General features: G+C 57.4%; 13 protein-coding genes. 6 read left to right on the top strand and 7 right to left on the bottom strand.

Annotated elements, in window-relative coordinates:
* Nucleotides 1-54: 54 nt before the first annotated feature.
* From crtD to RRF56_RS07570, 3 genes are all read left to right on the top strand, one after another.
* Entirely contained in the window at nucleotides 55-1,590 is a 1,536-nt protein-coding gene (gene crtD, locus RRF56_RS07580) for a C-3',4' desaturase CrtD (protein WP_317037030.1), read from the top strand.
* 265 nt (nucleotides 1,591-1,855) lie between these two features.
* Nucleotides 1,856-3,118 carry a hypothetical protein gene (locus tag RRF56_RS07575; protein WP_317037029.1) on the top strand — a complete coding sequence of 421 codons (1,263 nt, stop codon included), beginning with the start codon at nucleotides 1,856-1,858 and terminating at the stop codon, nucleotides 3,116-3,118.
* A gap of 238 nt (nucleotides 3,119-3,356) precedes the next feature.
* Nucleotides 3,357-4,928 carry a glycosyltransferase family 39 protein gene (locus RRF56_RS07570; RefSeq protein ID WP_317037028.1) on the top strand — a complete coding sequence of 524 codons (1,572 nt, stop codon included), beginning with the start codon at nucleotides 3,357-3,359 and terminating at the stop codon, nucleotides 4,926-4,928.
* A gap of 2 nt (nucleotides 4,929-4,930) precedes the next feature.
* On the opposite strand, the gene RRF56_RS07565 is transcribed toward RRF56_RS07570, so the two are convergent.
* Nucleotides 4,931-5,971 (bottom strand): LD-carboxypeptidase, encoded by a 1,041-nt coding sequence (locus RRF56_RS07565; protein ID WP_317037027.1) that lies wholly within the window; start codon nucleotides 5,969-5,971, stop codon nucleotides 4,931-4,933.
* 57 nt (nucleotides 5,972-6,028) lie between these two features.
* Here RRF56_RS07565 and RRF56_RS07560 point away from each other — a divergent pair, with 57 nt between their 5' ends.
* Both RRF56_RS07560 and RRF56_RS07555 read left to right on the top strand, forming a co-directional pair.
* Nucleotides 6,029-6,658 carry a methyltransferase domain-containing protein gene (locus RRF56_RS07560; RefSeq protein ID WP_317037026.1) on the top strand — a complete coding sequence of 210 codons (630 nt, stop codon included), beginning with the start codon at nucleotides 6,029-6,031 and terminating at the stop codon, nucleotides 6,656-6,658.
* A gap of 100 nt (nucleotides 6,659-6,758) precedes the next feature.
* Complete coding sequence (locus tag RRF56_RS07555) at nucleotides 6,759-7,427, top strand: HEAT repeat domain-containing protein (protein WP_317037025.1); 669 nt, start codon at nucleotides 6,759-6,761, stop codon at nucleotides 7,425-7,427.
* Between the two features lie 108 nt (nucleotides 7,428-7,535).
* Here the strand turns inward: RRF56_RS07555 and RRF56_RS07550 are convergent, their stop codons facing one another.
* From RRF56_RS07550 to RRF56_RS07525, 6 genes are all read right to left on the bottom strand, one after another.
* On the bottom strand, nucleotides 7,536-8,330 hold the full coding sequence (locus tag RRF56_RS07550; protein WP_317037024.1) for an amino acid ABC transporter ATP-binding protein: 795 nt from the start codon (nucleotides 8,328-8,330) through the stop codon (nucleotides 7,536-7,538).
* Between the two features lie 117 nt (nucleotides 8,331-8,447).
* Nucleotides 8,448-9,371 carry a transporter substrate-binding domain-containing protein gene (locus RRF56_RS07545; protein ID WP_317037023.1) on the bottom strand — a complete coding sequence of 308 codons (924 nt, stop codon included), beginning with the start codon at nucleotides 9,369-9,371 and terminating at the stop codon, nucleotides 8,448-8,450.
* 114 nt (nucleotides 9,372-9,485) lie between these two features.
* Nucleotides 9,486-10,136, bottom strand: a complete 651-nt coding sequence (locus RRF56_RS07540; protein ID WP_317037022.1) for an amino acid ABC transporter permease — start codon at nucleotides 10,134-10,136, stop codon at nucleotides 9,486-9,488.
* 45 nt (nucleotides 10,137-10,181) lie between these two features.
* Nucleotides 10,182-10,856 carry an amino acid ABC transporter permease gene (locus RRF56_RS07535; RefSeq protein WP_317037021.1) on the bottom strand — a complete coding sequence of 225 codons (675 nt, stop codon included), beginning with the start codon at nucleotides 10,854-10,856 and terminating at the stop codon, nucleotides 10,182-10,184.
* Between the two features lie 70 nt (nucleotides 10,857-10,926).
* Nucleotides 10,927-11,127, bottom strand: coding sequence for a hypothetical protein (locus RRF56_RS07530; RefSeq protein WP_317037020.1), 201 nt, complete (start codon nucleotides 11,125-11,127; stop codon nucleotides 10,927-10,929).
* Nucleotides 11,120-11,446: a hypothetical protein gene (locus tag RRF56_RS07525; protein WP_317037019.1), complete on the bottom strand. Its 327-nt coding sequence runs from the start codon at nucleotides 11,444-11,446 to the stop codon at nucleotides 11,120-11,122. The genes RRF56_RS07530 and RRF56_RS07525 overlap by 8 nt, the downstream gene beginning before the upstream one ends.
* Nucleotides 11,447-11,723: 277 nt before the next feature.
* On the opposite strand from RRF56_RS07525, the gene RRF56_RS07520 reads away from it, so the two are divergent.
* Entirely contained in the window at nucleotides 11,724-13,337 is a 1,614-nt protein-coding gene (locus tag RRF56_RS07520; RefSeq protein WP_317037018.1) for an RNA-directed DNA polymerase, read from the top strand.
* Nucleotides 13,338-13,645 lie beyond the last annotated feature (308 nt).

Genomic DNA, 13,645 nt, shown 5'->3' with positions numbered 1-13,645 from the left:
TCGGTTCTCCCGGTTTGGGCTAAGCTGAGAATGATGTAACGAAATGTAACTTGCATGGGCCGTGCTGCTTCATCCGTTGGGCGCAGGGTAGTGGTGATTGGCGCTGGTATTGGCGGCTTGACCGCTGCTGCGTTACTGGCTCGCCGGGGCTATGGGGTCAAGGTGTTTGACCAGGCTGGGGTGGCTGGGGGCTGTGCGTCAACCTTTAAGCGTCGGGGGTTTACCTTTGATGTCGGCGCTACCCAGGTGGCGGGCCTAGAGCCTGGGGGCATTCACCACCAACTTTTTGCTGAGCTAGAGCTGCCCCTGCCTGAGGCCACGCCCTGCGATCCAGCCTGTGCCGTATTTTTGCCGGGCGAAACCAAACCCATTCAGGTGTGGCGCGATCCCATGGCGTGGCAGGCCGAACGCCAGCGTCAGTTTCCTGGCAGTGAGCCATTTTGGCAGCTGATGCAAACGCTGTTTCAGCCGAGCTGGCGATTTCAGGGGCGGGAGCCGGTGCTGCCCCCCCGTAACCCCTGGGATCTGTGGCAACTGGTGCAGGCCCTGCGCCCCGACACCCTGGTGACAGTGCCCTACACCTTTGCCACCGTAGGGCAGGTGCTAGAGCGGCTGGGCCTGGGAGGCGATCGCCGCCTAAAGACCTTTCTCGACCTTCAGCTTAAGCTTTATTCTCAGGTGAGTGCCGACGAAACCGCCCTGCTCTATGCGGCCACGGCGTTGAGTATGGCCCAAGCACCCCAGGGGTTATGGCATCTCCACGGCAGCATGCAGGTGCTCAGCGACAGTCTTGCAACAGCGCTGGTGCGTGATGGGGGAGTGGTAGCGCTCAACCACGGGGTGCAGCAGGTGCACCGCGATCGCCGTGGCGTGACTGGGGTAACGGTGCAGAACCAAAAGACGGGGGAGGTCTGGCTAGAACCCGCCGACCACGTGGTCGCCAACGTGACGGTGCAGAATTTGGTGCAGCTGCTGGGCGATCGCGCTACCGCACCAGGGGCCAACTCTGGCGGGCTGGGGGGGTATCGTCGCCGGGTGGCGGCGCTGCCCCAGGGCAGCGGTGCGTTTGTGCTGTATCTGGGGGTTGAAGCGGCGGCAATTCCGCCTGACTGCCCGCCCCATCTACAATTTTTCTACGACTACGATGGCCCGATTGCCGAAAACAACACGCTATTTGTGTCGGTTAGCCGCCCCGGCGACGGACGAGCCCCCGAGGGGCGGGCCACGATCATTGCGTCTTCGTTTACTGACCTGAGCCCCTGGTGGCAAACCGATGACTATAACGCGATGAAGCAGGCCTACACCGATAGCGCATTGCAGCGGCTGGCGGGCTACTTTGATCTGCGCCGCGACCATCTAATTCATGTGGAGGCGGCAACCCCTCGCACCTTTGCTCGGTTTACAGGCCGCGATCGCGGCACTGTGGGTGGGCTGGGTATGCGGGTCAGCACCTTTGGCCCCTTTGGCTTTGCCAACCGCACGCCGATCGCGGGCCTGTGGCTGGTGGGCGACTGTACCCATCCTGGCGAAGGCACCGCAGGGGTAAGCTACTCGGCGCAGACGGTGGTGAAACAGATTGAGGCCGCTTAGCACACGGTATACAGACCAAAATCACAAAAAATCTATAAAAACTTTAAAAATTGCATTTTAAATAGCGGAGAAAACCAGCCCTTACCTAGGTATTATTGACAGAACTATGACCGTACTACGGAATAGTCTAAGTAGTATTCACTACTGGTGGACTGCTTAGGCGATCGGAGTCGGGCTCCTTTCCAGGGTCTGGCTTTTAGTGCGTAGCATGGTCTCTCGGATATGGTGTCTCCGGTTCCTCCGCCTCTACAATCAGGTCAGCAGCATGAGTCCCTGGGATTCTCTAGATTCGTGGTCAAACTACTCTAGTCGTCCGCCGGCTAGCCTAGAAGATCAGCTCTACCAGCACTGGCAATATTGGCGCAAGCAAGAGTCTCCCCAAGCGCTAATCCAGCGCTTTCGCCAGCTATTTTTGGATGTGGCTAACTACCCCGACGGTGCGATCGCCAACGCGCTGCTGCTCTTATCTGAGCAAGACACCGCCGAGCGCGAGTTTAAGTATGTTCTCAACCGCTGCTGCTATACCCTAATCAATCTCTGGTACACCCAACCTCGCGACCACTGGGCCATTCCAGAACTGGTGCAGTTGTTTAACGACTTGCCCCCGGCCCCTCTCTCTAACCCTAGGGCTAAGCAGGTCTACAGTCTGGTTCAAGACTTTGCCCAGACCGAGCAGTATGCGTCGCTGGTGCGGCTTCAGCAGATTATGACCCCCCAGCGTGAGCCGGGTGCCCCGGTCAGCGTGGTGATTGAAGAGCAGCCCCTGGCCCATCGCATTCGCCACTACCCATTTCTCTACGACAGCAGTTTGCTCACTAAGGACAGTGGGCAAGAGCAAAAGCAGAATATCAGTGATCTGCGCCGCCGGGCCGAAACCGATCTGGGTATTCGGCTAGCGCGCTACCATGCGCAACACCACGTTCTCGATAAAGCGGGCCAGGCCATCAACCCGACGCTGTTAGATGCGGCAGGGCTGAACGAGGCGCTCAGCTTTTACACCGGCAAAATTGATGGCCGTACCCACCGTGACCAGGCCCGCTGGTTTGCCACCTATAGCAAAACCGTGCGATCGTTCCGCGACTTTAAAGATGAGTTTGTCGACTATCTGATTCACCCAATCGCGGCGGCAGAACCCAAGTACAGCGGCAACCACTTTACCCGCAACCTGCGCCAGTATCTGCGCGAAACCCTGACGGAGTTTGACAATCAGCCTCTAAACAGCTTTATTTTGGTGGAAACCTGTCGCCGCCTGCTCAACTTTTTAGTGGTCGATAGTCCCCAAAAGCCAGTGTTTCGCAATTTTCGCCACCTGGTTAACGATGTTGGCCACACCCTGACCATGGGGCTATTGCTGCGGCTAGTGCTGTTTTGCTCGGCGGCTAAACCCTGGCTAGAGCGCTGCTTTTCGGTGCTGTTTAACGTGCATGAGCGCCGCACCTGTAAAGAGGTGCCCTGGCTGGTGACCAGCTTAGAGCATGCCAACGTGGCGCTGATCACCAACTTTGGTGACGTGGGCTATCAGTTCTAGCGATCGCAGGGGCGATCGCTCGGCAGACTTGGGCGACTGCTGGAAAATTGTTTCCTTAATGGTTAATGGTGGGCAGTGCTTACCCTACGGTCGCCATTACGGTGGCTATAGTTGCTGGATGAAAGGGAATCTGCTTGTCTACAAGTCTGCTTAGCCATTGGCTGCGCTGGACATTAGCCGTGCTAGGCAACAGAGGTTTTCCTGGGTGTTAGCGCTTAGGGCCAGGGAGAGGGCAGGGTTGGCACAGAACTGGAGTTGGGTTAAGCGGGTTGCGATCGCCGCTGTAGCGATCGGCCTGGTGTTGCGCTTTGCCAACCTAGATCGCAAGGTCTATTGGCACGACGAGGTCTACACCAGTCTGCGGGTGGCGGGGTATGTTGGCCCGGCGGTGGCGGCGGCTGTGAGCGATCGCCCTGACCTGACGGCGGCAGACCTACTGCGCTATCAGCAGATGCCCCCGGCCCCTTCGCTCACCGACTGCTGGGACTCGCTGTCGGCCAACCCCGAGCACCCGCCCCTTTACTACCTGCTAGCCCACGGCTGGGGTCGGCTGTTTGGCGCATCGGTGGGGGGCTACCGGGCGATCGCGGCGGTGTTTGGGGCGATCGCCCTGCCGGTGATGTTTTGGCTGGCGCGGCAGCTGTTTCCGCTACCGTCGCCGATTCCCTGGGTGGCGACCGCCCTGCTGGCTCTGTCGCCTGTGCAGCTGATCTACAGCCAGGAGGCGCGGGAATATACCCTCTGGATCGTCGGTCTGCTGCTGGCCCACGGCACCCTGGTGCGGGCGCTACAGCAAAAAACGGCCTGGGCCTGGGTGGCCTACGGGTGGGCGATGGGGCTGACCTGGTATGGGTCATTGATGACGGTGCTGCTGGGGCTGAGTCACCTGGTGTTTGTCGCGCTCAGCCAGCGATCGCGGCGATCGTGGCTGGGGTTTGGGCTGGCCCATGGCCTGGGCCTGGGCCTGTTTTTGCCCTGGATCGTGACCATTGTGAGCCAGTGGGGACGACTGCAAGCGGTGACGGCCTGGACCCGTGAACCCAGGCCCCTAGGGTTTTTGGCGCAGTTGTGGGGTCTGCACTACAGTGCCGCCGTGGTCGATTTTAATCTTCCCCTAGACCACCCCTTTACGGTGGCGGGGCCGACTTTGGTCTTGGGGCTGGGGGCGGTGGGGCTGGGCTATCTGTGGCGCAACTATCCGCGATCGACGGTGTTATTTTTGGCCTGTGGGCTGCTGGTGCCGCCGCTGGTGCTGATCGGCAGCGACATCGTGAGGGCGGGGCAACTCTCGCGCAACACCCGCTACTTTTTGCCGTCGCTGGTGCTGATGCCCCTGGCGATCGCCCCCCTGATCACCCATGGGCTGACCAGCCCCCAGCGGTGGATGAAGGGGGTGGGAGCCACCCTACTGGCCCTTCTGCTCGCTCTAGGCTTAGCCTCGGGCATGGTCAACAACCGCGCCTCCACCTGGTGGAGCAAGGCATTTAGCTCCTCTAATCACTCTATAGCTGCCTACCTAAACCAGGTGGAGGCCCCGGTGTTGATGCTTGAAGAAACCGGTATTGCCCTGGGGGAGGCGATTTCTCTAAGTCACTACCTCCGACCCGAAACGACTATTTGGCTACTGCCAGATCGGTCGTTGCCCACTTCAACCCAGCTTCAGGCGGCCTACCCCCAGGGCACGCTGATCTTGCTTAGGCCCACCCCCACCCTGCTCGAAACGGTGCCGCCAGGGTGGCAGACCGCCCCGGCCACCGATGCCACCCAGTTTGCCCCCACCGACTTAGTCAGGCTAACGCCACCCGGCTAGCTCTAAAGGACGGCCGCCGCCTGCATTTGCAGCGTGCCCGCCGCCGCATCCATCGTCACTACGCCACCGATGGGCAGCGTCCAGATCGGCTCCACATGGCCAATCCACGCGCCCGCGTAGGCGGGAATGCCCAGGGGACGAATGTGGTCTTGCAGAATCTCTTCGAGGGTGAGCGAACCATAGCCCGCGCCGGGGCCGCAGGCGGTGCACTGGCCAAACACAAACCCCGCCAGCCCGTCGAGCACCCCCGCCAGCTTTAGCTGGGTCAGCATGCGATCGATGCTGTAGGGCGGCTCACCCACGTCTTCTAAAAACAAAATTGCCCCGGTGGTGTCGGGCATATAGGGCGACCCGACAATGCCCGAAATCACCGAAAGATTACCCCCCAGCAGTGGCCCTGTCACCCGCCCCGGCGCAATGGTGTGAATGCGGCCCTGGTCGCGCATTAGCCGATCTTGGTCGGCCCCCAGCAGCGGGTTGCGGTAGGTCAGCGCGGCCCCCTCCATCAGAATTTGGCGCAGCGGCTCCACCTGCCCTTCTCGCCAGGAGGTAATGCCGTGGGGGCCGTGAAACGTGACCAGACCCGTCTGGGCATAGACCCCCAGCAGCAGGGCCGAAATATCGCTGAACCCAATCACCACCTTGGGGTTGGCGCGAATCAGATCGTAGTCGAGGTAGGGCAAAATGCGGGCGCTGCCCCAGTCGCCGCGAATCGGCAGCAGCGCCTTCACCGTCGGGTCGGCGAACATGGCGTTGACATCGGCGGCCCGCTCAGTGTCGGTGCCTGCCAGGTAGCCGTAGCGGGCCAGGGCGTGGGGGGCAACGCGGGGCACAAAACCCAAGGCTCTGACGGCGTCGATCACGAGATCGAGGCGATCGCGTTCAAAGGTCGCCCCTGCCGGGCTGACAATCCCAACTACATCCCCCTCCCGCAGCCGTGGCGGCAGTAGCCTAGGCCGATCTTGAGCTGGGACAGACTGCTGCCCCAGCGCCATTCCCGCCGTCGCCACCCCCAGCCCGCCCAATAGCTGTCGCCGCCGCATACGCGCTACCTTTTGAAAAGATCAAAACACCACGCCGAGCATACACCGGAGCCACCTGTGACCGCACAAACCCCCTCTGCTCAAAATTCTGGCCAAGATTCTGCCCTGAGCGCTGTCGCCTGGGAACAGCGCTACCAATCGGGCACCCCCCTCTGGGATCTGGGCCAGCCCGCCCCCGCCTTTGCCTCGCTGCTGGCGGCGGAGCCTGCGCCCCAGGCCGGATCGGCCATTGTCCTCGGTGCCGGACGCGGCCACGACGCTCTATTGTTTGCCCAGCAGGGGTTTGCCGTCACCGCCGTAGACTTTGCCCCCTCCGCTATTCAGGCCCTAGAGGCCCAGGCCCAGGCTCTACCGATACAGCTGTTGCAGAGAGATATTTTTGAGCTGGTACCCGAGTTTGCTGGGCAGTTTGACTATGCGATCGAACACACCTGTTTTTGTGCGATCGATCCCTCCTTGCGCCCTGGCTATGTTGCTTTGGTGGCCGAGTTGCTCATTCCTGGGGGCGAACTGCTGGCCGTATTCTTCACCCACTCGCGCTCCGGTGGCCCGCCCTTCGGTACCACCCCAGCAGAAGTGCGCCAGCGGTTTGAACCCCACTTTGAGATCGTCACCCTAGAACCTGTGGCCAATTCTGTCTCATCCCGGCGGGGGGAGGAGCATTTTGGGCGACTGCGGAAGCGGTAGGTGGGTAGGTGGGTAGATGGGTGGATGCCCCTGTCCACACATCCACCCGCCCACTCCATCTCCTTATACTGAAGAAGATTGTTCACACCGCACCTTTCCCATGGATCTAGAGCAGATTTCTGCCCAGCTCAAAAGCGAAGACTCGAAAGACCGCATGCTGGCTTTGGCCTCTTTGCGCGATGTGCCAGCGGCCCAGGCAGCACCGCTGATTCGGCAGGCCCTCAACGATGAAAATCTGCAAATTCGCTCGATGGCAGTGTTTGCCCTGGGCATTAAGCCTGACGAAGAGTCCTTCGACATTTTGATCAATCTGCTCACCTCTGACCCTGACTACGGCATACGCGCCGACGCAGCAGGGGCGCTGGGCTATCTTGAAGATCCCCGCGCCTTTGAGACGTTGGTGCGGGCGTTTTACGAAGATACTGACTGGCTGGTGCGCTTTAGTGCGGCGGTTTCCCTGGGCAATCTCAAAGACCCCCGCGCCCACGATGTGCTGATGCAGGCGCTGCAAAGTGACGAGGCCGTGATGCAGCAGGCGGCGATCGCAGCGGTCGGCGAGATCGGTGACATTGAAGCGGTGGACGAAATTCTCAAGTTTGCCCAATCGGAAGACTGGCTGGTGCGCCAGCGCTTGGCCGAAGCTCTGGGCTATTTGCCCACGCCCAAGACCGAGCCCGCCCTGCGCTACCTAGAGAAAGATTCCCAGTTTCAAGTAGCTGAGTCGGCGAGAATTTCGCTCACCCGCCTGCACAAGCGTAAGGATGGGTAGGGGCACTTGGGGGCAGTCTAGAATCTAACCCAGCCCCAAAAAACAACCCAGCTGACGTAGGCCAGGCGCTCCCAGCATCTCAAGTTTTGGGCAACTGGTCTTAGTGCATCAGTGCAAGATCTGGGAGAGAAACTGACGGGTACGATCGCTCTGAGGGTTCTTGAAGAACTGATTGGGCGTGCCCTCTTCGACAATCAGCCCGTCGGCCATCAGCACGGCGCGATCGGCCACCTCGCGGGCAAAGCCCACCTCGTGGGTGACGCACACCATGGTCATGCCGTCGGCAGCCAGAGTTCGCATTACGTCTAGCACCTCCCGCACCATCTCGGGGTCGAGGGCGCTGGTGGGTTCGTCAAACAGCATTACTTTGGGCTGCATGGCCAAAGCACGGGCGATCGCCACCCGCTGCTGCTGCCCTCCCGAGAGCTGACCGGGGTACTTCTGGGCCTGACTGAGAATGCCCACCCGCTCCAGCAGTTCGCCCGCTTTGTCTTTGGCCTGGGCCTTTTTCCAGCCCCGCACCTCCATCGGGGCCAGCATCACATTTTCGAGCACCGTCAGGTGGGGGAACAGGTTGAACTGCTGAAACACCATGCCCACCTCCCGCCGGATGGCCTCGACGTTGCGCATCTTGGGGGTGAGCACAGTGCCGTCGATTTCAATGCGGCCCTTCTGGTAGGGCTCAAGGGCGTTGAAGGTGCGAATGAAGGTGGACTTGCCGGAGCCCGACGGCCCCATGATCACCACCACCTCGCCCCGGCGCACCGTCAGGTCAACGCCCTTGAGCACGTGGAAGTTATTGGCGTACCACTTTTCAACCCCCTCAGCGATGATGATGGCATCGGAGGCAGAACCAACGGTCTGGGCGGCAGCGGTGGCCGGGTCAAGATAGGGAGAGGTCATAGCTCAGGATGAATGAACGGCTAGATGTAGGGTGCATTCGCGGCTCCTCAACCCAAGCCAACCGCACTAGACTGTAGCTTGAAGCCGCAATGCACCGCTTTTGTAGAAGGTATGTCCCTACACGCTGGGCAGCTCCAGGGGTTCGCCAAACCACTTCTCCGACAGTTCGTCGAGGGAGCCATCTAGAATCTTGGTCGTGACAAACACATTCAGCCACTGAACCATGTCGAGGTCACCGCGCCGCACACCGATGTAGCAGGGTGAGTTGCGCATCACAAATTTGTTCTCCAGGTTGCGGCCTGGATTTTCCTGAATCACCTGGGCGGCGATGGTGTTGCCCACGGCGATCAGATCCACCTGGCCCGCCAGCAGGGCCGACACTGTGGTGCTGTTGTCGTCGTAGCGCTGAATGGTCATGCCCTCTGGCCCCCGGCCCGACAGATCTAGATCTTCGATCGCCCCCTGGGTAACGCCTACCCTGAACCCTGCTAGGTCATCGTAGGAAGAGACATCTAAATTGGTCGCCCCGTAGATGCCAGAGAAAAACGGGGCGTAGGGCCGCGAGAAGTGGATCGACTTGGCCCGCTCCGGGGTAGCCCCCAGGCTGGAGATCACCACATCTACCCGATCAGTTTGTAGGTAGGGAATGCGGTTGGTGCTGGTGACCGGCACCAGTTCTAGATCCACCTCTAGGGCTTCAGCTAAGAGGCCCGCCACATCGACGTCGTAGCCCTGGGGCTGCATATCGGCCCCGACAAAGCCAAAGGGCGACGAGTCTTGGGGCACCGCCACCCGCACCGTGCCCCGGCTGAGAATATTGTCGAGGGTAGCGCCAGCGGTCACCGGGGCACTACCCTCGGCTGGGGCCTGGGCAGTGACATCCCCCGCTACCGACTGGCCGGTGATTGAGCCGCCACCCCCGCAGGCGACCACGCCGATGACCATGAGGAGGGAGATCGCGATCGCAGCCCAGGGCCGTCGCCAAGCTGCCCAAAACCGCTTGGGTCTGAGATTTTCAGGGGAATTGCGCTTAACAGTCATCGTCTATGTCCTTGTATTCTGTGTACAAAAGTTGTGCAAGGAGAAGCTTTTTTCTGCGAGGATCCTTGATGGTGCATTGCTGCGCGAATGCACCCTACGCCCCCGACGGGAGGGCTACTGGAAGGCAAACTGGCGCTCTAGGCGCTTGCTGAGCAGCGACAGGGGAAAGCAGAGGCAGAAGTAGATCACCGCCGCCATGGAAAACACCAAAAACGGCTGAAAGGTGACATTGCTGATCGAGGCCGCCGATCGCGTCAGCTCTACAAAACCAATCACCGAGGCCAGCGACGTGCCCTTCACCACCTGCACTGCAAACCCGACCGTCGGCGGCACCGACATCTTCACCGCCTGGGGCAGAATGATCTGCTTCATTTGCTTACCGTAGTTCAGCCCCAGGGCGCGGGCTGCCTCCCACTGGCCCTGGGGGATCGCCTCAATGGAACCGCGCCAGATATCGGCTAAAAAGGCGCTGGTGTAGGTGGTCAGGGCGATGGTGGCAGCTTCCCAGGCCGACAGGTTGACCTGAAACAGTACCGAAATGCCAAAGAACACGAGAAACAGCTGCATGATCAGCGGCGTTCCCTGAAAAAACTCGATGTAGACCACGCTGGGCAGCCGCACCCAGGCCAGGGGCGAAATTCGCATCAGCATCAGCAAAAAGCCCACCAGGCCACCCCCTACAAAGGCAATCAGCGACAGCACAATCGTCCAACGGGTGGCCATCAGCAGGCTGTAGGTAATGTTAGTGAGGGTGAAATCTTGCATAGAGCAGAACCCAAGATTGGTGAGAGCAATAAACCTACAAAACCCTCAGCGCACGTAGCGCATGAAGCCAAAAAAGCGGCGCTGAACCAGGTAGGCGGCCAGCTTCACGATCCACACCATGGCCAGGTACAGCAGCGAGATAAAGAAGTAGATCTCAAAGCTGCGGAAGGTGCGCGATTGTAGGTAGCTGCCCACAAAGGTCAGCTCCTCGGCAGAAATCTGCGACACCACGCTGGTAAACAGAATGGCGATCACAATCTGGCTTACCAGGGAAGGGTAAATATTCCCCAGGGCGGGCACCAGGATAATGCGCCGAAAGATCTGCATTTTTTTCAGGCCCAGGGCCATCCCCGCCTCCACCTGGCCTTTGCCGATGCCCTCGATGCCTGCCCGCACAATCTCGGTGGAGTAGGCCCCAAAGTTGATCGCCAGTGCCAGCACCGCCGCCTGCCAGGCGCTCATGCGCAGGCCCACGCTGGAAAAGCCAAAGTAAAAGAAAAACAACTGAATCAGAAACGGCGTGTTGCGAAAAAATTCCACGTAGGCGACGGCGATACCGTTCAAAATGCGGTTGCCGGAGGTGCGGCCCAGGGCACCTAAAATACCCAGCACCAGACCCAGCGCGATGGAGGTCATGGCTAGTTGCAGCGTTGCGATCGCCCCCTGGATGAAAAAGCCCAGGTTATTAAAAATGACAGAATAGTTGGGCGTGTATCCCATGGGTTGAACCGCTCTTGAGGACTGGAATGCAACGGGGTGTTAAGGCAAAACCGCTAAATTTACCCACGGTTTATACCCCGTCAGCCCAGGGCTGTTTGTTGTCCTCGGCACATTTGGTTATGGATAGTAGGGGTGCGATCGCACTGGGGTTGTGAAAAAACTGGTTGGGTGGGGCCGTTTCGTCAGTCCATCCGTCGGCCATCAGCAAATTACTTCGCAGCCCCCGACGGCAATGGGTAGGCCGTCGGGGGCGGGCGGGGGCGTTACTCAATCAGCACGGTTTTGGTGGCGATTGCCATCCAGATTGTTCCTGCTGGGGAGGTTGGGCCAGGGGTGCTGCTGGTGGGCGGCACGGGGATGGGGTCGCTCCAATCGTTGGGGTCGGTGTAGCCGAGGGCGTGGAGGATTTTGATGGTGCGGTCTATGGCGGCCAGGCTGCCGTAGAGCATGTGGCGCACTTTCTCGGGGCTGAGGGGTTTTAGGGACCGGGTCCCTCGGTCGTTGCCCCCTGTCCCATGCGATCGCGGCAGGGACCCGGTCCCTGGGTTGTCTTGGTCGTCGCTGGCATCGGGTTCGAGATATTCAAACATCGGTTCTGTCTCCATGTGTGGTTGAGGAAGACAGAACGCGAAAACCCTAGCTACCCGCAGTTTAAGTGCAAACTGAGGTGGCTAGGGTACCATGACCTTAGCCTCGCAATCTGCTGGTTAGATTTGCGGGGTTAGCTGTCTGTTGGTGGTGACACACCTTCAGGCAGCGCCAAGATTTTCGAGTTCTGCGTGACCACCGTTCTGCTGAACGGCTTAATGTAAAAGAGTACTGATACAGACGCTTGGCGTCAACTGTGGGTGGCAGTAAAGACTTTATATGGTAAAGCAGACACATATCCGGAACTTACTTCTCAACAAGGGCTTTTTCCCTGAAGTCTTACCACCTTGCTTCGATAGTGAGAATTTAGCTTCAAGCTTTAAGGGAAAGATACAAGATATAGATAAGCGAAAGTTCCACAAACGGACAACAGATTACGTTCGCTACAGTGGTACAAAGCATGATGGACATCGGAGAGCTTATGGAACAGTGAATCCTATTCCATATTTCAACACTTGCCAGTTTATCTCCAGCAATTGGGAAATATTTGAAACCAAATTTAAGTCTTCGAAACTGTCCTTGGACAGGATCAGGTTGGGCCGTGATACGGAAGATCGAGCTATCATTGTTCCAGCTTTAAGCGAACTAACGGAACGAATATCTTCTCAACTTCGTTTTTCACCGTACATATTAAAGGCTGACATTTCGCAATTTTTTCCAAGCATCTATACTCATGCGGTATCTTGGGTAGCTCATGGTCGTGACGTTGCCAAAGCCAATCTTACGCATAACTCTACTGTTGCAACATTCAATGCTTTTGATTGGTTCACTCAACAGTGCCAAAGCGGTCAAACTAGAGGAGTAACAATTGGCCCTGACGCGTTCAGAATTTTTGCTGAATTTATAAGTTGTGAAATCGACAATCAACTCCTCAGTCGGACAGGTGAAATAGATCCAAAAATAATTATCGGGGGTGTTCGTCACGTCGATGACTTCTATATTGGAGTAAGAAGTGAGGTCGATGCGTCAGTAGTTTTGTCAGTTCTACGCGATGTTTTGCAAACATATGAACTCCAGATCAACGATACTAAAACGAAAGTAATTAGCGGCCTTGAGGCCTTTGACGACGTATGGGCCCAAGAACTTAGAGCTATATCTCTTGAAGTATGGTCATCAGACAAATTCTCGTATGCAATTGACAAAGCGCATGAAATTTCAAAGCTGGTCAAATCGCAGAGCCCGATAAAGCTAATTCTACGTCGTCTTGATACAGCAAAATGTTATAAATCAAATTCATGGGAAAGCATTGAAGCTATGCTTCAACGTGTTTTATGGCATTATGATCATTGCACTGACTATGTTTGCCTTCTACTAACTAAGAGATTCGCGATACAAGAGGGCTATGATCGACAGGGCTGGTCAGAGACAGTATCTATGTTGATAAAAAGACACCTAGCATTTAATCAGCATCATGAAATAGCCTGGCTTTTGTGGACAGCTTTTGTGTGTGATTTGCAGCTTGATGAAGACCTCATATCCCAAGTGAGTAAAATGCAAAATTCACACCTACGTGCGCTGATAATAGCTGCTTATCAAAAAGGCAAGCTAAATAAAAAACCACCAATTCAACTAGGCATTAGTCTTTCGACGTCTGATTCAAACTGGCTTCACAACCTTGTTGGAAGATCATCAGGTTATTCTAAAGCCAAATTCTCGGGTACTTTTGCAGATGAATTTGAACATCTAGCAGAGAAAAATGTCGATCTTATAAACTTTGATAAGCATATGAAATCTGTCTCGAAGTTCAACAAAGCAGCGATAAGTTCGTCGAAGTATGGCTATGATGCTCAGGAGGATGCAAGCGAAGACAATGAGTATATTATTCCATTCTAGTGCGATCACAGAGAGTGATCGCAGATCTTTTGTAGGTTGGGTTGACAAAGGAAACCCAACTCCCCTGATATTTTTATTGCCCAGTAACCTAACCCTAAACGCACAAATTCCTTCACCCATCCATGCGCGGTCGCTGCGCCCAAACCCCAAGAGCCACCTACTTCTTCACCGTCGTCACCTGCGACCAGCAACCCCTACTCCATATTGGAGGCATGGCATGACTACTTTGGTACTTGAGACAGAACCCCTAGCAGCACAAATCAGAACGACAGATGAAAGATTAATCGTAGATTTGGTGGATGGACGAA

Origin of the sequence: Nodosilinea sp. E11, from assembly GCF_032813545.1 — a bacterium.
In the GTDB taxonomy this organism is placed as follows: domain Bacteria; phylum Cyanobacteriota; class Cyanobacteriia; order Phormidesmidales; family Phormidesmidaceae; genus Nodosilinea.
The sequence above is the reverse complement of the archived record's forward strand: the minus strand, read 5'-3'. Positions and strand labels throughout refer to the sequence as shown.

What these genes read in the sequence shown, in the direction of transcription:
- crtD (WP_317037030.1), top strand. Translation starts at nt 55, where the DNA reads ATGGGCCGTGCTGCTTCATCCGTTGGGCGCAGGGTAGTGGTGATTGGC.
- RRF56_RS07575 (WP_317037029.1), top strand. Translation starts at nt 1,856, where the DNA reads ATGAGTCCCTGGGATTCTCTAGATTCGTGGTCAAACTACTCTAGTCGT.
- RRF56_RS07565 (WP_317037027.1), bottom strand. Translation starts at nt 5,971, where the DNA reads ATGCGGCGGCGACAGCTATTGGGCGGGCTGGGGGTGGCGACGGCGGGA.
- RRF56_RS07555 (WP_317037025.1), top strand. Translation starts at nt 6,759, where the DNA reads ATGGATCTAGAGCAGATTTCTGCCCAGCTCAAAAGCGAAGACTCGAAA.
- RRF56_RS07550 (WP_317037024.1), bottom strand. Translation starts at nt 8,330, where the DNA reads ATGACCTCTCCCTATCTTGACCCGGCCACCGCTGCCGCCCAGACCGTT.
- RRF56_RS07545 (WP_317037023.1), bottom strand. Translation starts at nt 9,371, where the DNA reads ATGACTGTTAAGCGCAATTCCCCTGAAAATCTCAGACCCAAGCGGTTT.
- RRF56_RS07540 (WP_317037022.1), bottom strand. Translation starts at nt 10,136, where the DNA reads ATGCAAGATTTCACCCTCACTAACATTACCTACAGCCTGCTGATGGCC.
- RRF56_RS07535 (WP_317037021.1), bottom strand. Translation starts at nt 10,856, where the DNA reads ATGGGATACACGCCCAACTATTCTGTCATTTTTAATAACCTGGGCTTT.
- RRF56_RS07525 (WP_317037019.1), bottom strand. Translation starts at nt 11,446, where the DNA reads ATGTTTGAATATCTCGAACCCGATGCCAGCGACGACCAAGACAACCCA.
- RRF56_RS07520 (WP_317037018.1), top strand. Translation starts at nt 11,724, where the DNA reads ATGGTAAAGCAGACACATATCCGGAACTTACTTCTCAACAAGGGCTTT.